This is a genomic window from Enterobacter sp. Taxon_8, from assembly GCF_058354585.1.
Window position 1 is genome coordinate 517,881 of the sequence record NZ_CM177989.1, and the last position, 22,402, is coordinate 540,282.

General features: G+C 54.2%; 29 protein-coding genes. 13 read left to right on the plus strand and 16 right to left on the minus strand.

Annotation, left to right across the window (positions count from 1 at the left end):
- Positions 1-151: 151 nt before the first annotated feature.
- Positions 152-805 carry an isoprenoid biosynthesis glyoxalase ElbB gene (gene elbB / locus AC4IBF_RS02455; RefSeq protein ID WP_111964977.1) on the plus strand — a complete coding sequence of 218 codons (654 nt, stop codon included), beginning with the start codon at positions 152-154 and terminating at the stop codon, positions 803-805.
- Positions 802-1,527, plus strand: a complete 726-nt coding sequence (mtgA, locus tag AC4IBF_RS02460; RefSeq protein ID WP_133295213.1) for a monofunctional biosynthetic peptidoglycan transglycosylase — start codon at positions 802-804, stop codon at positions 1,525-1,527. Before elbB ends, mtgA begins: the two co-directional genes overlap by 4 nt.
- 39 nt (positions 1,528-1,566) lie before the next feature.
- On the opposite strand, the gene npr is transcribed toward mtgA, so the two are convergent.
- The 11 genes from npr to AC4IBF_RS02515 all read right to left on the minus strand — a co-directional run bounded on the left by npr (position 1,567) and on the right by AC4IBF_RS02515 (position 9,486).
- Positions 1,567-1,839, minus strand: a complete 273-nt coding sequence (gene npr / locus AC4IBF_RS02465) for a PTS phosphocarrier protein NPr (protein ID WP_003861872.1) — start codon at positions 1,837-1,839, stop codon at positions 1,567-1,569.
- Positions 1,836-2,690: an RNase adapter RapZ gene (rapZ, locus tag AC4IBF_RS02470; protein ID WP_008501442.1), complete on the minus strand. Its 855-nt coding sequence runs from the start codon at positions 2,688-2,690 to the stop codon at positions 1,836-1,838. Before rapZ ends, npr begins: the two co-directional genes overlap by 4 nt.
- A gap of 45 nt (positions 2,691-2,735) precedes the next feature.
- A complete protein-coding gene (gene ptsN, locus AC4IBF_RS02475) occupies positions 2,736-3,227 on the minus strand; it encodes a PTS IIA-like nitrogen regulatory protein PtsN (RefSeq protein ID WP_008501443.1) in 492 nt (163 codons plus the stop codon).
- A gap of 82 nt (positions 3,228-3,309) precedes the next feature.
- Complete coding sequence (gene hpf / locus AC4IBF_RS02480) at positions 3,310-3,597, minus strand: ribosome hibernation promoting factor (RefSeq protein WP_111964975.1); 288 nt, start codon at positions 3,595-3,597, stop codon at positions 3,310-3,312.
- Positions 3,598-3,619: 22 nt separating this feature from the next.
- A complete protein-coding gene (gene rpoN, locus AC4IBF_RS02485) occupies positions 3,620-5,053 on the minus strand; it encodes an RNA polymerase factor sigma-54 (protein ID WP_111964974.1) in 1,434 nt (477 codons plus the stop codon).
- A 47-nt stretch (positions 5,054-5,100) separates the two neighbouring features.
- The gene (lptB, locus tag AC4IBF_RS02490) at positions 5,101-5,826 is read right to left on the minus strand and encodes an LPS export ABC transporter ATP-binding protein (RefSeq protein ID WP_023309359.1); all 726 of its coding nucleotides are present in this window, start codon (positions 5,824-5,826) and stop codon (positions 5,101-5,103) included.
- A 6-nt stretch (positions 5,827-5,832) separates the two neighbouring features.
- A complete protein-coding gene (lptA, locus tag AC4IBF_RS02495) occupies positions 5,833-6,387 on the minus strand; it encodes a lipopolysaccharide ABC transporter substrate-binding protein LptA (protein ID WP_133295212.1) in 555 nt (184 codons plus the stop codon).
- Positions 6,356-6,931 carry an LPS export ABC transporter periplasmic protein LptC gene (gene lptC, locus AC4IBF_RS02500; RefSeq protein ID WP_115876356.1) on the minus strand — a complete coding sequence of 192 codons (576 nt, stop codon included), beginning with the start codon at positions 6,929-6,931 and terminating at the stop codon, positions 6,356-6,358. Before lptC ends, lptA begins: the two co-directional genes overlap by 32 nt.
- Positions 6,928-7,494, minus strand: coding sequence for a 3-deoxy-manno-octulosonate-8-phosphatase KdsC (gene kdsC, locus AC4IBF_RS02505; RefSeq protein WP_136195212.1), 567 nt, complete (start codon positions 7,492-7,494; stop codon positions 6,928-6,930). The genes lptC and kdsC overlap by 4 nt, the downstream gene beginning before the upstream one ends.
- Before the next feature lie 14 nt (positions 7,495-7,508).
- Positions 7,509-8,495, minus strand: coding sequence for an arabinose-5-phosphate isomerase KdsD (gene kdsD, locus AC4IBF_RS02510; RefSeq protein WP_133295211.1), 987 nt, complete (start codon positions 8,493-8,495; stop codon positions 7,509-7,511).
- Positions 8,496-8,508: 13 nt separating this feature from the next.
- Positions 8,509-9,486, minus strand: a complete 978-nt coding sequence (locus AC4IBF_RS02515; protein WP_039260412.1) for a calcium/sodium antiporter — start codon at positions 9,484-9,486, stop codon at positions 8,509-8,511.
- 227 nt (positions 9,487-9,713) lie between these two features.
- Here AC4IBF_RS02515 and mlaF point away from each other — a divergent pair, with 227 nt between their 5' ends.
- From mlaF to murA, 7 genes are all read left to right on the plus strand, one after another.
- Positions 9,714-10,526: a phospholipid ABC transporter ATP-binding protein MlaF gene (gene mlaF, locus AC4IBF_RS02520; protein WP_133295210.1), complete on the plus strand. Its 813-nt coding sequence runs from the start codon at positions 9,714-9,716 to the stop codon at positions 10,524-10,526.
- A gap of 7 nt (positions 10,527-10,533) precedes the next feature.
- Positions 10,534-11,316, plus strand: coding sequence for a lipid asymmetry maintenance ABC transporter permease subunit MlaE (gene mlaE / locus AC4IBF_RS02525; protein WP_115876354.1), 783 nt, complete (start codon positions 10,534-10,536; stop codon positions 11,314-11,316).
- A 4-nt stretch (positions 11,317-11,320) separates the two neighbouring features.
- Positions 11,321-11,869 (plus strand): outer membrane lipid asymmetry maintenance protein MlaD, encoded by a 549-nt coding sequence (gene mlaD / locus AC4IBF_RS02530; RefSeq protein ID WP_367896940.1) that lies wholly within the window; start codon positions 11,321-11,323, stop codon positions 11,867-11,869.
- Positions 11,870-11,887: 18 nt separating this feature from the next.
- A complete protein-coding gene (gene mlaC / locus AC4IBF_RS02535; RefSeq protein ID WP_133295209.1) occupies positions 11,888-12,523 on the plus strand; it encodes a phospholipid-binding protein MlaC in 636 nt (211 codons plus the stop codon).
- Complete coding sequence (mlaB, locus tag AC4IBF_RS02540; RefSeq protein WP_133295208.1) at positions 12,523-12,816, plus strand: lipid asymmetry maintenance protein MlaB; 294 nt, start codon at positions 12,523-12,525, stop codon at positions 12,814-12,816. The genes mlaC and mlaB overlap by 1 nt, the downstream gene beginning before the upstream one ends.
- Positions 12,817-12,942: 126 nt before the next feature.
- Positions 12,943-13,197, plus strand: coding sequence for a BolA family iron metabolism protein IbaG (gene ibaG, locus AC4IBF_RS02545; RefSeq protein ID WP_491463137.1), 255 nt, complete (start codon positions 12,943-12,945; stop codon positions 13,195-13,197).
- Between the two features lie 50 nt (positions 13,198-13,247).
- Entirely contained in the window at positions 13,248-14,507 is a 1,260-nt protein-coding gene (gene murA, locus AC4IBF_RS02550) for a UDP-N-acetylglucosamine 1-carboxyvinyltransferase (RefSeq protein WP_115876352.1), read from the plus strand.
- A 61-nt stretch (positions 14,508-14,568) separates the two neighbouring features.
- On the opposite strand, the gene sfsB is transcribed toward murA, so the two are convergent.
- Positions 14,569-14,856, minus strand: coding sequence for a DNA-binding transcriptional regulator SfsB (sfsB, locus tag AC4IBF_RS02555; protein WP_111964968.1), 288 nt, complete (start codon positions 14,854-14,856; stop codon positions 14,569-14,571).
- Between the two features lie 229 nt (positions 14,857-15,085).
- Positions 15,086-16,057, minus strand: coding sequence for an octaprenyl diphosphate synthase (gene ispB / locus AC4IBF_RS02560; RefSeq protein ID WP_136195031.1), 972 nt, complete (start codon positions 16,055-16,057; stop codon positions 15,086-15,088).
- 257 nt (positions 16,058-16,314) lie between these two features.
- Between ispB and rplU the strand changes: the two genes are divergently transcribed.
- The 4 genes from rplU (at position 16,315) to cgtA (ending at position 19,156) form a co-directional block, all read left to right on the plus strand.
- Complete coding sequence (gene rplU, locus AC4IBF_RS02565) at positions 16,315-16,626, plus strand: 50S ribosomal protein L21 (RefSeq protein ID WP_003025032.1); 312 nt, start codon at positions 16,315-16,317, stop codon at positions 16,624-16,626.
- A gap of 19 nt (positions 16,627-16,645) precedes the next feature.
- Positions 16,646-16,903, plus strand: coding sequence for a 50S ribosomal protein L27 (gene rpmA, locus AC4IBF_RS02570; protein WP_004385076.1), 258 nt, complete (start codon positions 16,646-16,648; stop codon positions 16,901-16,903).
- 96 nt (positions 16,904-16,999) lie between these two features.
- Entirely contained in the window at positions 17,000-17,965 is a 966-nt protein-coding gene (locus AC4IBF_RS02575) for a DMT family transporter (protein WP_491463138.1), read from the plus strand.
- A 15-nt stretch (positions 17,966-17,980) separates the two neighbouring features.
- Positions 17,981-19,156 carry an Obg family GTPase CgtA gene (cgtA, locus tag AC4IBF_RS02580; RefSeq protein ID WP_021242261.1) on the plus strand — a complete coding sequence of 392 codons (1,176 nt, stop codon included), beginning with the start codon at positions 17,981-17,983 and terminating at the stop codon, positions 19,154-19,156.
- Between the two features lie 33 nt (positions 19,157-19,189).
- Here the strand turns inward: cgtA and pmrB are convergent, their stop codons facing one another.
- The 3 genes from pmrB to dacB are packed head-to-tail and all read right to left on the minus strand — an operon-like array spanning position 19,190 to position 22,328.
- Complete coding sequence (gene pmrB, locus AC4IBF_RS02585) at positions 19,190-20,233, minus strand: two-component system sensor histidine kinase PmrB (RefSeq protein ID WP_133295207.1); 1,044 nt, start codon at positions 20,231-20,233, stop codon at positions 19,190-19,192.
- Positions 20,230-20,892, minus strand: a complete 663-nt coding sequence (gene pmrA / locus AC4IBF_RS02590) for a two-component system response regulator PmrA (protein ID WP_115876349.1) — start codon at positions 20,890-20,892, stop codon at positions 20,230-20,232. Before pmrA ends, pmrB begins: the two co-directional genes overlap by 4 nt.
- A 2-nt stretch (positions 20,893-20,894) precedes the next feature.
- Positions 20,895-22,328, minus strand: coding sequence for a serine-type D-Ala-D-Ala carboxypeptidase (dacB, locus tag AC4IBF_RS02595; RefSeq protein ID WP_133295206.1), 1,434 nt, complete (start codon positions 22,326-22,328; stop codon positions 20,895-20,897).
- Positions 22,329-22,402: the final 74 nt, after the last annotated feature.

Consider the following 22,402-nt stretch of genomic DNA (forward strand, 5'->3'; position numbering starts at 1 on the left):
AAAGGGCGCTGCCTGAAAAATTTAGGCCGCACGCAGATAAGATAGCAAATCTTAAATGATTTGTTACATGAATCAGTGAAATGTGTGAAGCATAGCGTTTTAATCAAAATTATTAATGTGCTTCAGCAAGTTGCAGAAAAGGATTGTCATGATGAAAAAGATTGGTGTCGTGCTGAGCGGATGCGGTGTTTACGATGGTTCTGAGATACATGAAGCCGTAATCACGCTGCTGGCCCTGGCTAAGCAGGGAGCGGAGGTTATTTGTTTTGCGCCAGACAAAAATCAGTCGGATGTGATTAACCATCTGACCGGTGAACCAATGGCGGAAACCCGTAACGTGCTGATTGAAGCCGCACGTATTGCGCGAGGTGATATCCATCCTCTTATTCAGGCAGACGCCGCAGAGCTTGATGCGCTCATTGTGCCGGGAGGATTTGGCGCGGCCAAAAATCTCAGTACCTTTGCTGCACAGGGGGCGGAGTGTCAGATCGATCCTCATCTCAAAGCGCTGTCGCAGGCCATGCATGCGGCAGGGAAACCGCTGGGCTTTATCTGCATCGCGCCGGCAATGCTGCCCAGGATTTTTGATTTCCCGCTGCGCCTGACTATCGGGACGGATATTGATACCGCGGAAATCGTCGAGGAAATGGGGGGAGAGCACGTTCCTTGCCCGGTGGATGACATTGTGGTTGATGAAGATAACAAAATAGTCACCACGCCTGCGTATATGCTGGCGCAGAATATTGCAGAAGCGGCTATGGGGATCGAAAAGCTGGTCGCCCGAGTGCTGGTGCTGGCTGAATGAGTCGTCAATCTGGTGCTGGCGCGTGGGTAAAACGTATCCTGTTGCGCATCGTTCTGGTGCTGGCGGTGTTTTGGGGCGGTGGACTCGCCCTGTTCAGCATTATGCCGGTCCCGTTCTCTGCCGTGATGGTTGAGCGTCAGCTCGGCGCGTGGCTCAGCGGTGATTTCGGCTATGTTGCCCATTCTGACTGGGTGAGCATGGACGAGATCTCACCGCTCATGGGGCTCGCGGTCATCGCGGCGGAGGATCAAAAATTCCCGGAGCACTGGGGATTCGACGTTGCGGCCATTGAGAAAGCGCTAGCCCATAATGAACGCCATGAAAACCGCGTGCGCGGTGCGTCAACCTTGTCGCAGCAGACGGCCAAAAATCTGTTTCTGTGGGACGGCCGCAGCTGGGTGCGAAAGGGGCTGGAAGCGGGGTTGACCCTGGGGATGGAAACGGTCTGGAGCAAAAAACGCATTCTGACCGTGTATCTCAACGTTGCCGAGTTTGGTGACGGGGTATTTGGTGTTGAAGCTGCATCTCAACGCTATTTTAATAAACCCGCCAGCAAGCTGAGCATGTCTGAAGCGGCGCTGCTCGCGGCTGTTCTGCCTAATCCCATTCGTTTTAAAGCCAGTGCCCCGTCAGGGTACGTGCGTAGCCGTCAGGCGTGGATCATGCGCCAGATGCGTCAGTTGGGAGGGGACGGGTTTATGGAGAGCAATAAATTAATGTAGGGCGGGTAAGCGCAGCGCTACCCGCCTGAATAGCAGATCTTAATCTTCGTCAAACCCTGCATTAAACAGCGCGATCACAGCCGCCAACGCTTCCTCTTCCTGAGGTCCGGTGGCTTCGACTTCAATCTGGCGCCCTTTGGCGGAATCCAGCATCAGCAGCGCGATCACGCTGTTCGCTTCCGCTTCGGTGCCTTCGTCATTTCGCAGCAGAACCTCTGCATCGAAACCCTGCATCAGCTCAAACAGCTTCATCGCCGGGCGTGCATGCATGCCCAGCTTATTGGTGATCTCAACGGTCTGTTTTACGGTCATGTTTTACGTTTTTCCAGCGTGCGATGACGGGACTGAACGTTCTTACCGCGCGAGCGGAAATAGTCGGCCAGCTGTTCGGCGATATAAACCGAACGATGTTTACCACCGGTACAGCCAATCGCTACCGTCAGGTAGCTACGATTGTTTGTCTCCAGCATAGGTAACCATAGCTCAAGGTAGCTTCGCGTCTGGTAGATAAAATTGTGTACTTCTGTGTGCCTGTCGAGGAAGGCCGCGACGGGTTTGTCCAGGCCGGTCATGGGACGCAGCTTCGGATCCCAGTGCGGGTTCGGCAGGAAGCGCACGTCGAAAACATAATCCGCATCAATCGGGATACCGTGCTTGAAGCCAAAGGATTCGAACACCATCGTCAGTTCACGCTCGCGTTTACCCAATAACCGGGTGCGCAGCATTTCTGCCAGCTCGTGAACGGACATCTCAGAGGTGTCGACAATCAGGTCGGCACGAGAACGCAGCGGCTCCAGCAGGTCGCTCTCTTCATCGATAGCACTCTCCAGAGAGAGGTTCTTACTGGAAAGCGGGTGCAAGCGACGGGTATCGCTGTAGCGACGGATTAGCGTATTGCGGTCTGCATCAAGGAACAGCAGCTGAGGCGAGAACGTGTCAGGCAGGTTGCTCATTGCCTGTTCGAAGATCTCTGGCGATTCAGGCATGTTACGGACGTCGATACTGACGGCTGCAGAGGTTTGTCTCTCCGCCAGCGTGCGGGCCAGATCGGGCAACAACACGACCGGCAGGTTATCGACGCAGTAAAAACCCATGTCTTCCAGCGCGCGCAGAGCAACGGATTTCCCCGACCCTGAACGGCCACTGACAATCATCAGCACCATGTTCCGTTTCTCCTCAGGACAACAGATGTGAAGGCCATCTCCTGGTTATGCATCATCCTGATTGCCTTCTGCTTCAGTGATAATTTGGTAGAGCTCTTCATCACTTTGGGCCGAGCGCAGTCGACGGCAAATGGTTTTATCGGCCAGACGTTTTGCGACCAGCGACAGCGTATGCAGGTGGGTTTTCGTCTGATCGGCAGGCACCAGCAGCGCGAAAAGGAGATCGACGGGCTGGTTATCAATGGCATCGAAGGCGATGGGTGTTTCAAGCTGCACAAACACACCAACGGCACGCAGGGTATCCTCTTCCAGTTTGCCGTGTGGGATCGCGATGCCGTTGCCGATACCGGTACTGCCCATTTTTTCACGGGTCAGAATCGCTTCGAACACCACCTGCGGCGGCAGGCCCAGCTGTTTAGCAGCCAGTTCACTGATGATCTCCAGCGCACGTTTTTTGCTCTGGCAGTGAACCGCACTGCGGGTACATTCCTGGTTAAGGACATTGCTCAGTTGAAGAGCGGAATCGTTGTTCATCATAATTTCACCTAAGCGCTAACTGTACAAATGGCCTGTTGTGTTTCACAACAGGCCGTCCTGCACCCGTTAACTGCCCGGACAATTAGTGTTGTTTCAGTTTATCTTTATGTTTATTGAGCTGTCGCGCAAGCTTATCAATCAAGCCGTCGATAGCAGCGTACATGTCTTGCCCTTCCGCACTGGCATGCAGTTCACCCCCGTTAACATGCAGGGTGGCATCCGAGATATGAGTCACTTTCTCCACTTTCAACACAATATAGACCTGATTGATCCTTTCGAAATACTGCTCGAGTTTTGCAAACTTCGCGTTCACGAATTCGCGTAAAGCCTCAGTAATTTCGACGTTTTGTCCAGTGATGTTGAGCTGCATAGTGTCTTCCTTATCGGTTGTGTCAGACCAGCTGTTTACGCTGGTTGGACGGCGGAATGGATAAAGACTCTCGATACTTCGCAACAGTACGACGTGCCACCATAATACCCTGATCGGACAGCATGGTGGTTAACTTACTGTCGCTTAGCGGCTTCGCGGGGTTCTCCGCGGCGATCAACTTCTTCACCAGGGCACGAATGGCCGTTGACGACGCTTCGCCGCCGCCCTCGGTATTCACATGGCTGGAGAAGAAATACTTAAGCTCAAAAATACCGCGTGGACTGTGCAGATACTTCTGCGTGGTGACACGGGAAATGGTTGATTCATGCATCTCGACGGCCTGGGCGATATCCGCCAGCACCATCGGTTTCATATACTCTTCGCCCTGCTCAAAGAAAGCCTGCTGCTGTTCGACAATACAGCGGCTGACGCGTAGCAGCGTATCATTTCGGCTCTCAAGACTTTTGATCAGCCATCGCGCTTCCTGAAGATTGCTACGAATATATTGATTGTCGGAGTCGTTACGCACGCTGGTGCACATGGAGGCATACTGCTGGTTGATTTGCAGGCGAGGGATGCTGTCTGAATTCAGTTCAACGACCCAGCGGCCATTGTGTTTTCTGACCAGCACGTCCGGAATAACGTACTCAGGCTCGCTGGTCTGGATTGACTGTCCCGGGCGTGGATCGAGTGACTGGATCAGATTCACCGCTTCTTTCAGCACATCTTCTTTCAGGCGCGTGACGCGCATCAGGGTGCGGAAATCGTGGTTCGCCAGCAGATCCAGGTGATCGCTGATGATCACGCGCGCCTCGTCGAGCCATGGCGTCTCTTTGCTGAACTGAGAAAGCTGGATTAGCAGGCAGTCGCGCAGATCTTTTGCGGCTACGCCTACCGGATCGAAACGCTGGATGCGCTTCAGAACGGCTTCAACTTCCTCAAGCTCTATCTCTTCGTCGCCCATGCTTTCCAGAATATCGTCAAGCGTGACGGTCAAATAGCCGGTGTCGTCAACGGCATCGACAATTGAGGTGGCAATCGCGCGGTCGGTATCGGAGAAGGGAGTGAGTTCCACCTGCCACATCAGGTAATCCTGCAGCGACTGAGTGGTTTCTCCCTGATAGACCGGTAGCTCATCATCCTGGTAGTCCGCACGCGTACCGGAAGGCGTTCCGGCGGTGTAGATTTCATCCCAGCTGGCATCCAGCGGAAGCTCGTCGGGCATCTCTTTTTGTTCGAGTGCGTCGGCGGTATCAAGCGCTTCAGTGTCCTGTGACTGCTGAGTATCTACCTCGTCATGAAGATCGGTTTGTTCCAGCAGGGGGTTGCTGTCCAGCGCCTGCTGGAGCTCCTGCTGAAGTTCTAACGTGGACAGTTGCAACAGGCGAATTGCCTGCTGTAGCTGCGGCGTCATCGCCAGTTGTTGGCTGAGCCTTAATTGCAAACCTTGCTTCATGTTCAGAGCATTTTTCTCCGGTTCGGCGTTACGTTACCTCTACCCTATCAGAGTCTGAAGTCTTCCCCAAGATAGACGCGCTTAACATGATCGTCTTCGAGGATCTGCTGCGGCGTACCGTGGGCGATCAGATTGCCCTGGCTCACAATATACGCGCGTTCACATACGGCCAGCGTTTCTCGGACGTTGTGGTCGGTGATCAGTACGCCAAGCCCGCTGTCGCGCAAGTGTTCAATGATACGTTTAATGTCGATAACCGAGATCGGGTCAACACCCGCAAATGGTTCATCCAGAAGGATAAATTTAGGGTTTGCGGCCAGCGCACGCGCGATCTCAACGCGACGACGTTCGCCCCCGGAGAGTGCCTGACCGAGGCTGTCGCGCAGATGCTCAATGTGGAACTCTTCCATCAGCTCGTTGGCACGATCCTGACGCTGTTCGCTGGTCAGATCGTTACGAATTTGCAGGACCGCCATCAGGTTGTCGTAAACGCTAAGACGACGGAAAATGGAGGCTTCCTGCGGCAGATAGCCGATCCCGCGACGCGCGCGCGCGTGAAGCGGCAGAAGACTGATGTCTTCATCGTCAATGATTATGTTGCCGGCATCGCGCGGCACAATGCCAACGACCATGTAGAAGGTTGTCGTTTTACCCGCACCGTTAGGGCCAAGCAGCCCCACGATTTCGCCAGAGTTGACGGTCAAACTGACATCTTCTACGACACGGCGGCCCTTATAGGCCTTCGCGAGGTTTTTTGCAGTTAATGTTGCCATAACGGATTAGTTACTCTTCTTCTGTGCCGGGGCCTGGCCCTTGCCTTTGTCCTGCAGCTGCGACGGAACCAGTACGGTCGTGACGCGTTTACCTTTCTCGCTGGAGGCCTGCATTTTTTGCTCTTTCACCAGATAGGTGATTTGGTCGCCGGTAATGTTGCTGTCCAGCTGTTCCAGATACGCGTTTCCGGTCAGGATTACCAGGTCCTTCGCCAGCTCGTAGTGCATATGCGAGGCGCGGCCTTTTACCGGCTTGCCATTGTCCTGCATCTGGTAGAAGGTTGCCGGGTTGCCGTAACCATCAATGATCTCTTTGCCCTGCTCGCCACCCGGACGGGTCACGACCACTTTGTCAGCGTTAATTTTGATGGTGCCCTGGGTCATGACGACGTTACCCGTGAAGGTGACGACGTTACCCTGCATATCGAGAGACTGGGTGTCGGACTCGATATGAATCGGCTGGTCGGTATCGCCCGTTACAGCAAGCGCGGGGAGACTGGTCACCAGCATCGCGCTGGCGATAATTACTTTAAGGCTGAGTTTGTTTGTTTTGAATTTCATAGGAGGTTCTAACCTTTTCAATCAGCTCGGCGTTCTTGCTGCGTAAGTTCCCGCGCATTCTCAAACCGCTGGAATTAAATGTTGTGCCATACAGTGTGACCAGATCCTGCGACGTCACGTCCTGGGTTACCAGGTTGATCTGGGCATTATCCGTCGTAATTTTTCGCAGTTGCGAGTCAGCGGTCAGGGCGTTGACTTCAACGTGGCCGTACAGATAAAGCATACGGTCATTTGTCAGTTTGGCCCGATCTGACTTAATTGACCACGTCGGCACTTTGTCTTTATCGAATGTGGTCATCACCGGTTGGGTAAACCACGAAATACCGTCATCTGAAAAATATTCAACATGCTGGGCAATCAGGCGATAGTTCAGCGCGCCTTCCGGGCTGTAGACCACGGTTTCGCTGTGATCGCTTTTATAGGTTGGATCGCTATTGTTAACCACTTCTGTTTGCGTATCGTCGCGATCGGCAAGGTTCACGCCAATCAATACCAGTGCGACTAGCGAAAGCAAAATGATAATCCAGCGTCTGGTTTTACTCATATCGATTGCCCTTTGGCCTCATCAAGCTTGCCCTGCGCCAGCAGGAGCAGATCGCAGACTTCACGGACGGCACCACGGCCCCCGTTGATGTGGGTAACGTAGTCAGCGCGCGGGATCAGCAGCGGATGCGCATCGGCAACGGCGATGCTCAGCCCGACCTCAGTCATCACAGGCCAGTCAATCAGATCGTCCCCGACGTAGGCCACGTTTTCCGGTGCGATAGCCAGTTTACCCAGTAAATCCTTAAACGCCGCCATCTTATCGGACTGCCCCTGATACAGATGGGTAATTCCTAAGGTTTCACAGCGGTCTTCTACCAGTTTAGCTTTTCGCCCGGTGATGATAGCCACCTCAATACCCGAGGTGAGCGCACAGCGGATACCATAGCCGTCGCGGACGTTAAATGCTTTCAGCTCTTCACCATTATTGCCCATGTAAATCAGGCCATCGGAGAGTACGCCATCCACATCCAGGATGAGCAGACGAATGTTTTTCGCCTTTGCCATCATCTGGGTACTGACCGGGCCATAACAGGTTGCAAGGGATGCACCCGCATTACTCATTGTCTTATCCTTCATTACACTACGCCTGCGCGCAGCAGATCATGCATATGTACCACACCCAGCAACTGGTCGCCATCTGCAACCATAACGGAGGTGATATGGCGGGACTGCATCAGGTTCAGCACATCCACGGCCAGCGTACCCGGACGCACGCGGATACCGCCCGGCGTCATCACGTCGGCAATGCCCAGGGTACGGACATCAACACCCATGTCGAACACGCGGCGCAGGTCGCCATCGGTGAAGATCCCCTGAATTTTCAACAGATCGTCGCACACGACCGTCATACCCAGATTCTTACGGGTGATTTCCAGCAGCGCATCACGTAGGGAGGCTTCTTTGCTGACGTGAGGGATCTCATCCCCGGTGTGCATAATATCGTTTACCCGAAGCAGCAGCTTGCGCCCCAGCGCGCCGCCCGGATGGGAAAGCGCGAAATCTTCCGGCGTAAAACCGCGGGCTTCAAGCAGTGCGACGGCAAGCGCATCACCCATGACCAGCGCTGCGGTGGTGCTGGACGTTGGCGCCAGGCCGAGCGGACAGGCCTCCTTGGGAACCTTCACGCACAGGTGAATATCGGCCGCACGCGCCATGCTACTTTCCGGACGGCTGGTCATGCAAATAAGCGGAACCTGCAATCGTTTCAGTACCGGGATCAGCGCCAGAATTTCATTGGACTCACCGGAGTTAGACAGTGCGATGACGATATCCTGCGGCGTGACCATACCCAGGTCGCCGTGCGCGGCTTCCCCCGGGTGTACAAAGAAGGAAGAGGTTCCGGTGCTGGCAAATGTTGCCGCCATTTTACGTCCAATGTGGCCGGACTTACCCATCCCCATCACCACGACTTTGCCGGCACAGTAGAACATCTTCTCACATGCCAGACTAAAATCCTGATTAATGTACCGATCTAACTGCGCCAGACCTTCACGTTCAATCTCCAGAACCTCTTTGCCTGCTTTCTGAAAGTCAAAACCCGGCTGCAATTCTATTTGCGACATAATGCGTTTCCGATTACCCAGAGAGAAGAGGCGAGAGCCAGTACAGCATCGCCATCCATACGATAAATCCACCCGTCAGCAGCGCGCCTGCGCCTTTGCCGATCTGTCGTTGCCGCCGCCAGCAGAGCAGGGCAAATATCACGCTGACTAATAACATCACGCCGTAGTCACGCGAGAATGCCAGGGGATTAAAGGGCCCTGGCGTAATGAGGGCCGGAAGGCCCATCACAATGGCGATATTAAATATGTTGGAACCGATGATATTACCAATGGCAATGTCATCTTCACCTTTACGTGCCCCCGCAATGGCCGTGGCCAGTTCCGGCAGGCTGGTACCGATGGCAATCACCGTCAGACCAATGGTAAGTTCACTGATGGCGAAATAGTTCGCCAGTACCGTCGCGTTATCCACGACCATACGCGTTGCCATCGGCATGATGATCAGCGCAACGCCAAGCCAGAGCAGGGCAACAGGCAGTGTACCTTCTCGCGGAAGTTCGGCGACCTGCTCACGCGTGAGGCTATCCTGACCCTGTTTTTCCGCCTGACGGGCGATTTTAACACTATACAGCAACCAAATGACGGCCAGCGCCAGCAGGAAAATACCGTCGCTGTAGCTCAGTACGCCATCGTAAAATACGCAGCCTGCCAACAGGCTTACGATTAACATTAGCGGCAATTCACGGCGCAGAACATCAGAATGCACGCGAAATGGATGGAGCAGTGCGGCCAGGCCTAAAATCAAGAGTATATTGACGATGTTAGAGCCAATCGCGGTGCCTACTGCAAGGTCTAACTGACCATGCAGCGATGCCGAGACAGAGACGATGATTTCAGGAAGTGACGTTCCCACACTGACCACGGTCATCCCGATGACGACAGGCGGTACGCCCGTCAGGCGACACAGGATAGATGCAGCAAATACTAAACGGTCAGCACTGTAGACGACCAAAAGTAAACCAATTATTAACAGTGCTGTTGCTAAAAGCATCAAAAGTCCTTTCTTCAGGTATACTCGTCGGTCCATCGCGCGTGCACGGCTGGACTGCATACAGTCTGAGGCGTAACGAATTCCTAATTTTGACTTTATGCGCCGGAAAAGTAAAACAAATGCCAGCTTTCGCTAACCTCTACGGTTATTATTCTGTAAAAATGCTGAGTTTAGGGCTGATTCAGGCTACATGCCTTAACGTGAGCAGGATAAGAAAGGAACTATAAATGAGCCAAACCATGGCGAATTTAGTCGATGTCCGCGGGGTGAGTTTTTCTCGCTCCAGCAGATTGATATTTGATGATATTTCGTTGACCGTTCCGCGTGGCAAGATCACTGCCATTATGGGGCCGTCCGGGATCGGTAAAACGACCCTGCTTCGCCTTATTGGTGGGCAGATCCCACCGGATAGCGGTGAAATCCTCTTTGATGGCGAAAACATCCCGGAGATGTCGCGCTCGCGCCTGTATACTGTCCGCAAACGCATGAGCATGCTCTTTCAGTCGGGCGCCTTGTTCACCGACATGAACGTCTTTGATAACGTGGCTTATCCGCTGCGCGAGCATACCAGTCTGCCACCTGAACTGCTGAAAAGCACGGTGATGATGAAGCTCGAAGCCGTTGGCTTGCGGGGGGCCGCGAAGCTGATGCCTTCGGAGCTGTCCGGCGGCATGGCGCGCCGCGCCGCGCTGGCGAGAGCCATTGCATTAGAACCTGATTTAATCATGTTCGACGAACCGTTTGTTGGACAGGATCCCATTACGATGGGCGTGCTGGTGAAGCTCATCTCTGAACTGAACAGCGCGCTTGGCGTCACCTGCATTGTGGTGTCTCACGATGTACCGGAAGTATTGAGCATTGCCGATTACGCCTATATCGTGGCGGACAAAAAGATCGTCGCACACGGTAGCGCTCAGGCGCTGCAGGAAAATTGCGATCCGCGTGTTAGACAGTTCCTCGACGGTATTGCCGATGGCCCTGTGCCGTTCCGCTACCCGGCAGGCGACTATCGTGACGATTTACTGGGAATAGGGAGTTAAGCCACTCATGCTGTTAAATGCGTTGGCCGCTCTCGGACACCGTGGCATAAAAACCATCAGGACGTTCGGGCGTGCCGGATTGATGTTATTCAACGCCCTGGTTGGCAGGCCGGAATTCCGTAAGCACGCGCCGCTATTGGTGCGCCAGCTTTATAATGTCGGAGTGCTGTCGATGCTCATCATCATTGTCTCCGGTCTGTTTATCGGTATGGTGCTTGGGCTGCAGGGCTATCTTGTTCTGACAACCTACAGTGCGGAAACTAGCCTCGGGATGCTGGTGGCGCTCTCGCTGCTGCGCGAGCTGGGGCCCGTTGTGGCGGCGCTGCTTTTCGCCGGGCGCGCGGGGTCGGCATTAACAGCTGAAATTGGCCTGATGCGCGCGACCGAGCAGCTTTCCAGCATGGAGATGATGGCGGTCGATCCGCTGCGTCGCGTGATCTCGCCGCGTTTCTGGGCTGGGGTGATCTCTTTACCGTTACTGACTATTCTGTTTGTCGCCGTGGGTATCTGGGGCGGCTCGCTGGTTGGCGTGCACTGGAAAGGCATCGATGCCGGTTTCTTCTGGTCCGCGATGCAGGACGCCATTGACCTGCGAATGGATCTGGTTAACTGCCTGATTAAAAGCGTGGTATTTGCCATTACGGTCACCTGGATTGCATTGTTCAATGGTTACGATGCCATCCCGACGTCGGCGGGCATTAGCCGCGCAACTACACGTACAGTCGTTCATTCGTCGCTGGCCGTACTGGGTCTGGATTTTGTGCTCACCGCACTGATGTTTGGGAATTGAGTTCATGCAAACGAGAAAAAATGAAATTTGGGTCGGTGTATTCCTGCTGCTGGCGCTGCTAGCCGCACTGTTTATCTGCCTGAGAGCGGCGGATATCACGTCTGTGCGCACAGAACCGACGTATCGCATCTATGCCACCTTCGATAACATCGGCGGGCTGAAGGTGCGTTCACCGGTCCGTATCGGCGGCGTGGTGATCGGGCGCGTATCCGACATTACGCTGGATGAGAAGACCTATCTGCCTCGCGTCGCGATGGATATCGAAGAGCGTTACAACCACATTCCGGACACCAGCTCCCTGTCTATCCGGACTTCCGGTCTGCTGGGCGAACAATATCTGGCGCTTAACGTTGGCTTTGAAGATCCCGAGCTGGGAACGACTATCCTTAAAGACGGTAGCGTCATTCAGGATACGAAATCCGCGATGGTGCTGGAGGATATGATTGGTCAGTTCCTTTACAACAGTAAAGGAGATGACAAAAAATCTGACGCTGCCCCTGCGCAGAGCGAAGACCATACCAATGCCGCGCCGACCCCAGGTGCTGCGAATTAATATCAGGAGAAGTCATTCATGTTTAAACGACTGTTAATGGTTGCCATGCTGGTCATCGCCCCTCTCACCGCGGTGCACGCGGCGGATCAGAGTAACCCGTACAAACTGATGGACGAAGCGGCGAAGAAGACATTCGACCGTCTTAAAAACGAACAGCCTAAGATTCGTTCTAATCCTGATTACCTGCGTGACGTGGTTGACCAGGAGCTGCTGCCGTACGTGCAGATCAAATATGCGGGTGCGCTGGTGCTGGGCCGCTATTACAAAGACGCGACTCCTGCGCAGCGTGAGGCCTACTTTGCCGCGTTCCGTGAATACCTGAAACAGGCCTATGGCCAGGCGCTGGCGATGTACCACGGTCAGACCTATCAGATTGCGCCCGAGCAGCCGCTGGGCGATGCGACCATCGTCCCTATCCGTGTGACGATCAACGATCCTAACGGTCGTCCGCCGGTTCGTCTGGATTTCCAGTGGCGTAAAAACAGCCAGACCGGTCACTGGCAGGCGTATGACATGATCGCCGAAGGCGTAAGCATGATCACCACCAAACAGAACGAATGGAGCGATCTGCTGCGCACCAAAGGCATTGATGGCCTGACCGCTCAGCTGCAGTCCATTGCTCGTCAGAAAATCACGCTGGACGAGAAGAAGTAATGTCACAGCAACTCAGCTGGTCGCGTGAAGGCGAGACGTTAAAGCTGTCCGGTGAACTGGATCAGGATCTGCTGAACCCACTGTGGGACAAACGCCATGAAGTGATGCAGGGCGTGACGCTTATCGACTTAACCGAGGTCACGCGGGTGGATACGGCCGGGGTTGCGCTGCTTACCCATCTGATTGCTGTAGGGAAAAAGCTGGGGGCTAGCGTCACGCTTCGCGGCGCGAGCGAGAATGTCGTGACCCTTGCTCAGCTCTACAATCTTCCTCAGGACGTATTGCCTCGTTAATATTTTCAGTGCGTTACTTCCGAAAGCCCTGACAGTTTCATCGTCAGGGCTTTTTGCTTGTTTAAGACAACGCCACTTTGCTCTAAGATGTTGGGCTTGTTTTCACTATCAGATGATTAAGAACCCATGGAAAATCATGAAATCCAGACAGTGCTGATGAATGCACTCTCCCTTCAGGAAGCCCACGTCACTGGCGATGGCAGTCACTTCCAGGTTATTGCTGTGGGTGAGATGTTCGAAGGTATGAGCCGCGTGAAGAAACAGCAGGCTGTGTACGCGCCGCTGATGGAATATATTGCGGATAACCGCATCCACGCCCTGTCGATTAAAGCGTTCACCCCGCAAGAGTGGGCACGCGATCGCAAACTAAACGGTTTTTGAGCTGAGGGCGACAGGCCCGCAGCACGGTTGAATTTATAAGAGAGCACACAATGGATAAATTTCGTGTACAGGGGCCAACGCGTCTCCAGGGCGAAGTCACAATTTCTGGCGCGAAAAACGCCGCGCTGCCAATCCTCTTTGCTGCGCTGCTGGCTGAAGAGCCGGTAGAAATTCAGAACGTACCGAAGCTGAAAGATATCGACACCACCATGAAGCTGCTCACCCAGCTGGGCACGAAAGTTGAGCGTAACGGTTCCGTCTGGATCGACGCCAGCAAGGTGAACAACTTCTCAGCACCTTACGATCTGGTGAAAACCATGCGTGCATCCATCTGGGCGCTTGGCCCGCTGGTGGCGCGTTTTGGTCAGGGTCAGGTTTCTCTGCCGGGCGGTTGCGCCATCGGTGCGCGTCCGGTTGACCTGCACATCTTTGGTCTGGAAAAACTGGGCGCAGAGATCAAGCTGGAAGAAGGTTACGTTAAAGCGTCCGTTAATGGTCGTCTGAAAGGCGCGCACATTGTCATGGACAAAGTGAGCGTGGGCGCAACGGTCACCATTATGTCTGCGGCGACGCTGGCAGAAGGCACCACCATCATCGAAAACGCCGCGCGTGAACCGGAGATTGTGGATACCGCCAACTTCCTCGTGGCGCTGGGTGCGAAGATCTCCGGCCAGGGTACCGACCGTATCACCATCGAAGGCGTTGAGCGTCTGGGCGGTGGTGTCTATCGCGTTCTGCCGGACCGTATCGAAACCGGTACATTCCTGGTCGCAGCGGCGATTTCTGGCGGTAAGATTGTTTGTCGCAACGCGCAGCCAGATACCCTGGATGCGGTGCTGGCGAAACTGCGCGATGCGGGTGCGGATATTGAAGTCGGTGAAGACTGGATCAGCCTCGATATGCATGGCCAGCGTCCAAAAGCAGTCAATGTGCGTACGGCGCCACACCCGGCTTTCCCAACTGACATGCAGGCGCAGTTCACCCTGCTGAACCTGGTCGCCGAGGGTACTGGCTTCATCACAGAAACCATTTTCGAGAACCGCTTTATGCACGTACCGGAGCTGATCCGTATGGGTGCACGTGCTGAGATCGAAAGTAATACCGTGATTTGCCATGGCGTTGAGACGCTGTCCGGCGCTCAGGTGATGGCAACCGATCTGCGTGCGTCTGCAAGCCTGGTGCTGGCGGGTTGTATCGCGGAAGGTACAACGATTGTGGATCGTATCTATCACATCGATCGTGGCTATGAGCGTATCGAAGATAAACTGCGCGCGCTGGGTGCCAACATCGAGCGTGTGAAGGGCGAGTAATCGTTCCGGCAGCCCCCTGCCAGAAATGACCGGGGGGTTGCTGTTCCTGTCAAAAAACGCGTTATTCCTGCGGTTCTCTTTTTACTCTTCTCTGGCGAATCATGCGCGATCTGTCGATAAATTCATGGGTAATGGGATCGTGGTAGCGTGAAGGCCAAATCACCCACGGATGCGTATCCAGCGCCGTTGCGATAATTAATTCTCCTTTGGGCCAGGGGCGGGTGAGGGCGTTTGCCAGAGTTGAAGAACTCAGTCCATGGCGGCGGGACTCTGCTGCCAGTGAAGTGCCTTTTTTGCGCAGTGCGGCAATAATATCAGCCGTGTGCCAGTCGATAAATTTCGTATCCATAACGCCGTCCTTAAGTTCGGATTCACCTACGCCGTTTCTTCTGAAACGACGGGGTTTACTATACCCATTTCAACTTCTTGTTCTAAAAAGTTCGCGTTACTTGATGGGATATTCAGAATAAGACACGGCTTTATTCATGCGGTCTCTAAACCGATGAATTTACATGAACACGGAATTTACAGGCGTGTACAGGAACTCCCCGCTATCGCTGCGGGGAGATACAAGGGGATTAACGGTCGCGCTGGACGGCGATGTGGGCAAGACCAATCAGTGCCTCGCGCCACGGACTGTCTGGAATAACCTGAAGCGCTTCGATGGCTTTGTCGGCTTCTTCTTCCGCACGCTGACGCGTCCATTCCAGCGATCCGCAGATAGCCATGGTTTCCAGTACAGGTTCCAGAAGATGGCGACCATTTCCCTGCTCAATCGCTTCGCGGATCATTTTCGACTGGTCGGCTGTTCCGTTCCGCATTGCATGCAGCAGCGGCAGGGTCGGTTTGCCTTCGTTCAGGTCATCGCCCACGTTTTTGCCGAGCGTCTCGCCGTCCGCACTGTAGTCCAGTAAATCATCGATCAGCTGGAATGCCGTACCCAGATAGCGGCCATAGTCCTGCAGGCCCTTTTCCTGTGCTTCGGTACAGTCAGCCAGAATGCCGGAACACTGGGCCGCCGCTTCAAACAGGCGCGCGGTTTTGCTGTAGATGACGCGCATGTAGTTTTCTTCGGTGATGTCAGGGTCGTTCACGTTCATAAGCTGCAGCACTTCACCTTCAGCAATGACGTTTACGGCTTCGGACATTACTTCCAGCACTTTAAGGGAGCCCAGACTGGTCATCATCTGGAAGGCGCGGGTATAAATAAAATCCCCCACCAGGACGCTGGCTGCGTTCCCGAAAGCGGCGTTTGCCGTGGCTTTGCCACGACGCATATCCGATTCATCCACCACATCGTCATGCAGAAGCGTCGCCGTGTGGATAAATTCGATGAGCGCTGCGATAGTAATGTGGGCATTTCCCTGATAGCCAACGGCTCTGGCAGCCAGAATGGCAATCATCGGACGAATGCGTTTACCGCCGCCGCTGACGATGTAATAACCCAACTGATTGATCAGTTGAACGTCAGAGTTGAGTTGCTCCAGGATTGCTGCATTCACACCCGCCATATCTTGCGCGGTTAACTCGTTGATTTTTTCTAAATTCATCGCAAAAGCCGGGCTTTTTATCCTGTTGATCCCATCTTCAATGGGGTAACGAAGGGTTTCGGTTTATCAATAGTAGTGCTGATTGTACTGAAAAAACGGCTCAGATAAACGTTACCGTACGTGTTGTGTTTTTTTTCTTCATGTATTGACGGTAGCACTTGTCAAAGGCTCGCGTTTTGCGTAATATTCGCGCCCTATTGTGAATATTTATAGCGCACTCTGATTCATACGAGGACGTGCGCGGAAGCGGAGTTTATATGTACGCGGTTTTCCAAAGTGGTGGTAAACAACACCGAGTAAGCGAAGGTCAGACCGTTCGCCTGGAAAAGCTGGACATCGCAACTGGCGAATCTGTTGAGTTCGCTGAAGTTCTGATGATCGCAAACGGTGAAGAAGTCAAAATCGGCGTTCCTTTCGTTGATGGCGGCGTTATCAAAGCTGAAGTTGTTGCACACGGTCGTGGCGAGAAAGTTAAAATCGTTAAGTTTCGTCGTCGTAAGCACTACCGTAAGCAGCAGGGCCACCGTCAGTGGTTCACTGATGTGAAAATTACTGGCATCAGCGCCTAAGACCTGAGGAGAGATTTAAATGGCACATAAAAAGGCTGGCGGCTCCACACGTAACGGTCGCGATTCAGAAGCTAAACGCCTGGGCGTTAAGCGTTTCGGTGGCGAATCCGTTCTGGCGGGTAGCATCATCGTTCGTCAACGTGGTACCAAATTCCACGCTGGCAACAACGTAGGTTGCGGTCGTGACCACACTCTGTTTGCTAAGGCAGACGGTAAAGTGAAATTTGAAGTTAAAGGCCCGAACAACCGTAAATACATCAGCATCGTTGCTGAGTAAGGTTTTCTCGGTCCGGTAACGGATTAAAGCCCCGCAACCTGTTGCGGGGCTTTTTACATTGGAAACCCGGTAATTTTTTCTGTAGGGAAAACGGGCATGAAGCAGCAGGCCGGCATTGGTATTCTTTTGGCGCTCACTACCGCAATGTGCTGGGGTGCGCTGCCAATTGCAATGAAGCAGGTACTGGAAGTGATGGAGCCGCCTACGGTGGTTTTTTATCGCTTTCTGATGGCAAGCATCGGCCTCGGGGCTATTCTGGCTATCAAAGGTAAGCTTCCACCCTTGCGGATCTTCCGTAAACCGCGCTGGCTGGTATTGCTGGCTATCGCGACGGGCGGTCTGTTCGGTAACTTCATCCTGTTCAGCTCTTCCCTGCAATATCTCAGCCCCACGGCGTCGCAGGTGATAGGTCAGCTTTCACCGGTTGGCATGATGATCGCCAGCGTCTTTATCCTCAAGGAAAAGATGCGTGGTACGCAGATTATCGGGGCGAGCATGCTGCTATGCGGTCTGGTGATGTTCTTCAACACCAGTCTGATTGAGATTTTCACTCGCCTGACGGATTACACATGGGGTGTAATTTTCGGTGTGGGGGCAGCAACGGTCTGGGTGAGCTATGGCGTCGCACAAAAGGTGTTATTGCGTCGTCTTGCCTCACAGCAGATCCTCTTTTTGCTGTACACTTTGTGTACAATAGCGTTGCTGCCATTAGCAAAGCCGGGAGTGATTTCTCAGCTTAGCGACTGGCAACTGGCGTGCCTCATTTTTTGTGGGCTGAACACGCTGGTCGGCTATGGCGCGCTGGCCGAAGCGATGGCGCGCTGGCAGGCAGCACAGGTGAGCGCGTTAATTACGCTTACTCCGCTGTTTACGCTGTTATTTTCAGATTTGTTATCAATGGCCTGGCCCGATGTCTTCGTCAGACCGATGCTCAACCTGTTGGGTTATCTCGGTGCGTTTGTCGTGGTTGCGGGCGCGATGTATTCCGCCATTGGTCATCGTCTTTGGGGACGTTGGCGCAAAAATGAAGCGGTTGTAGTAGTCCCCCGCTCAGGCGAATGAGTTACGGAGAGTAAAATGAAGTTTGTTGATGAAGCGACGATCCTGGTCGTGGCTGGTGATGGCGGCAACGGTTGCGTGAGCTTCCGCCGTGAAAAGTATATCCCACGTGGCGGTCCTGATGGCGGCGACGGCGGGGATGGTGGGGACGTGTGGCTGGAGGCGGATGAGAACCTCAACACGCTGATCGACTACCGTTTCGAAAAATCCTTCCGCGCTGAACGTGGCCAAAACGGCCAGAGCCGTGACTGTACCGGGAAACGCGGTAAAGACGTCACCATTAAAGTTCCGGTCGGTACGCGCGTGATTGACCAGGGGACCGGTGAAACCATGGGTGACATGACCAAACACGGTCAGCGCCTGATGGTGGCGAAAGGCGGCTGGCACGGTCTGGGTAACAGCCGTTTCAAATCTTCCGTTAACCGTACGCCGCGTCAGAAAACGATGGGTACGCCGGGCGATAAGCGCGACCTGCAGCTGGAGCTGATGCTTCTGGCTGACGTGGGCATGCTGGGTATGCCAAACGCCGGTAAATCGACGTTCATTCGCGCCGTCTCTGCGGCCAAGCCAAAAGTAGCAGACTATCCGTTTACCACGCTGGTACCAAGCCTGGGTGTTGTCCGTATGGATAACGAGAAGAGCTTCGTGGTTGCCGATATCCCGGGTCTGATTGAAGGCGCCGCGGAAGGGGCCGGTCTGGGTATTCGCTTCCTGAAGCACCTTGAGCGCTGCCGCGTGCTGCTGCACCTTATCGATATCGATCCTATCGACGGTTCCGATCCGGTTGAAAACGCCCGTATCATCGTGGGCGAGCTGGAAAAATACAGCGAAAAACTGGCGAATAAACCACGCTGGCTGGTCTTCAATAAGATCGACCTGATGGATAAAGCCGAAGCGGAAGCAAAAGCGAAAGCCATTGCTGAAGCGATGGGTTGGGAAGATAAGTACTACCTGATCTCTGCGGCAAGCCAGGTTGGCGTGAAAGATCTATGCTGGGATGTGATGACCTTCATCATTGAGAACCCAATTGTTCAGGCGGAAGAAGTCAAACAGCCTGAAAAAGTCGAATTCATGTGGGATGACTACCACCGCCAGCAGCTCGAAGAGCTGGAAGCGGAAGAAGACGATGAAGACTGGGACGATGACTGGGATGAAGACGACGAAGAAGGCGTCGAGTTCATCTACAAGCACTAATATCTGTTCAAAGCCCCCATTATGGGGGCTTTTTTATTGAAGCGTTGTGGGCAGCCAGCAGCTGGCGATTAAACCGCCTTCAGCGCCATTTTCAAGGGTCAGCCTGCCGTGGTGTAGCTGGACGATGCGCTGCACGATACTCAGGCCCAGACCGCTCCCTCCGTAGCGCTGGTCAAGACGGCGGAATGGCTCGGTGATTGACACTCGGTGCGCTTCATCAATCCCTGGACCCTGATCGATAACGCTGATCTGCGTCCCCCCGTCGACCTCGGTTAATGTCACTATAATCGTTGTCCCCGGCGGGCTGTAGCGCCCTGCATTCTCCAGCAGGTTGCGCAGCATCAGGCGCAGGAGCACGGCATCTCCCTGAACCGTGAGCGCGCTTTTAGCGGGCCAAATCACCGTATGCTCTTTGGCTTCATGCCCCAGGCCGAGAGGTTCAATGATATTTTCCGTCCAGTTCACGGTTTCGTAGTGCCCGCTCGCCATTGCCTGTCCGGCACGGGCCAGCATTAGCAGCTGTTCGACGGTATGCATGAGCTGATCGATACGGCTAATTAACGTCGCGGCCTGTGGCGCGCCTGACTGCGCCATGAGCTCAAGATGGAGCCGGATGCCGGCCAGAGGCGTTCTCAGCTCGTGTGCGGCGTCTGCGGTGAAGAGACGCTCCTGCTGAATGGTGCTATCCAGTCGTGCCAATAGCTGGTTCAGGGAGGTCGTCACCGCGCCAATTTCTTCCATGTCGGAATACATAGGAAGCGGGGTTAAGTTATCGGCCGAACGGTTAGCGAGACTGTCGCGGAGTTTATTCAGCGGTCGGGTTATCCAGGTGACAGCCCAGAAGGAGAAGAGCAGGGTAAAGCCGACCATCACCAGGGAAGGAACCAGCAGCGAGGCAATCGCTTCACGGATCTCTTTCTCAACGTGATTATTGCGCGCTTTTGCTGACAGCGTTTCGTTGACCAGAAAACCAATCTGTTCACGGCTTTCATGCCATAGCCAGATAACGCTTATCAGCTGGAAAAACAGGAGAATCACCGCCAGCAGCACCATCAAACGCCGACGCATGCTGTTCATTTCTGGCTCTCCAGACGATAGCCGACGCCGCGAACGGTTTTGATCCTGTCTTTGCCGAGTTTACGCCGCAGGTTATGGATGTGGACCTCAAGGGTATTTGAGCCGGGATCGTCCTGCCAGGAGTAAATATCCTGCTGGAGCGTTTCTCTGTGTACCGTTTGCCCGCTCCGCATGATCAGACGCGTAAGCAAGGCGAACTCTTTTGGCGTCACCTCTACGGCCTGATCCTGGCGCAGCACCTGCTGGGTTTGCAGATTCAGCGTAATATCGCCGTCGGTCAGTAAGTTATCACTATGGCCCTGATAGCGGCGAATCAACGCTCGCACCCGAGCCTGCAGCTCCGCGAGCGCAAAAGGCTTCACCAGGTAATCATCAGCGCCTGCATCGAGGCCAGCGATACGGTCTTCAAGGGCATCTCGTGCCGTCAGGATCAATACCGGGTTGGCGATGCCGCGACGTCGCCACTGGCCGAGCAGCGTGGCGCCGTCTTTATCAGGCAAGCCCAAATCGAGGATCACCAGACTGTATTCGCCGCTCTGAATCAGAGAGTCCGCCTCCGCTGCGGTGCCAGCACAGTCGAGGGCGTACCCTTCATTGGCCAGACCTAGCGCCAGCCCCTCCTGCAATAACAGATCGTCTTCAACTATGAGTAGTTTCATCGCTAGTTATTCTGATAGATGTCCTTATAAAGCCTGCTTTCGAAGCGAACAAGCGGAATACGACGATTGCGCTGGTCGGTCGGTTCGACGGCATAGCCGGAAAGATACTGCACGAATGCCATGCGTTGTCCGCTGGCGGTAGTGATGAAGCCTGCAAGGTTGTAAACCCCCTGCAGTGAGCCTGTTTTCGCGGAGACTTTGCCATCCACACCGGCAGCGTGAAGCCCGGCACGGTACTGCAGAGAACCGTCATGCCCGGCCAGCGGCAGCATTGAAATAAAGTTTAGCTCAGTGTCGTGCTGTGCAATGTACTGAAGCACCTGCATCATCGTGGCCGGAGAGATCAAATTATGACGCGATAGTCCGGAGCCATCGACGGCGATGGTATTACCCAGATCGATCCCGGCCTGCTGGCGCAGGATCTGCCGAACCGCGTCTGAACCCGCGCGCCAGGTTCCCGGCACGCCGAAACGCGCGTGACCAATCATGCGAAACACTGTATCGGCAATCATGTTGTCCGACTTTTTCAGCATGATTCGCAGTAAATCGTGCAGCGGAGGAGACTGTTTGCTGGCGATGACCGTGCCGGGCTGGTTGACCTGTGTCTGACGAAGCAGCGTGCCGGTATAAGTTATGCCCGCTTGCTTCAGTTCATCTTTCAGAATGGCACCCGCATAGCTTGCCCCATCCTGTACCGCAAAGGCCAGGGGCAGTGGATCGGCGCGCTGCGTCAGGCAGCCGGTAAGGGTGAAGCGGTTAAGATCGCCAGGCACGACGTCCAGCTCACAATATTGCGCATCCGGGGAACCTTTCGCCAGCGTGCGAACCTGGCTAAACATGGTGACCGGGTAGTAGGATGCTATGCGGATAAATGCTAAATCATCTGGCTTTGGCGCGCTGTAAAGTGAAACCGAGAAGCAGTTACGATCAACAATCGCGGCGGCGGGTGGGGCGCTAAAGCACTGGGTCATGTCGTTCCACGGCCAGCCAGGGGCTTTATCGTGGCTGGCAAAGATGGACGTGTCAATCAGCACATTGCCATCAATTTTCTGCACGCCAGATTTTTTCAGTACCGCAACCATATTGCGGATATCCTGGCGCTTAAAGGTCGGATCGCCGCCAAAACGGGCGATAAGATCGCCTTTCAGTTCGCCACCCTCGACGTTACCTTTGGTCTCGAGTGTGGTCGTAAAACGGAAGTCAGGACCGAGCTGGAGCAAGGCGGCGAGGGCAGTGATCACCTTTTGGGTACTGGCAGGCAGCGCCATCTGTTGACTGTGATAGTCAATCTCGGGAGCCTGTGCGCCAACCTTCTGCACCATCAGGGCAAGGTTTGCGCCTGCGGGGAGCTGATTAATGTACTCATCAACATTCGCGGCCTGGGCAGTGAACGTTAAACTGGTAGTCAATCCGATGATAAATCTGGAAAATCGCATAATCTCGCGCTAACAACCCGAAAACAAACCGTCATACTACGGTGCATAGCACTGCAAAGTAAACGATGACCCAT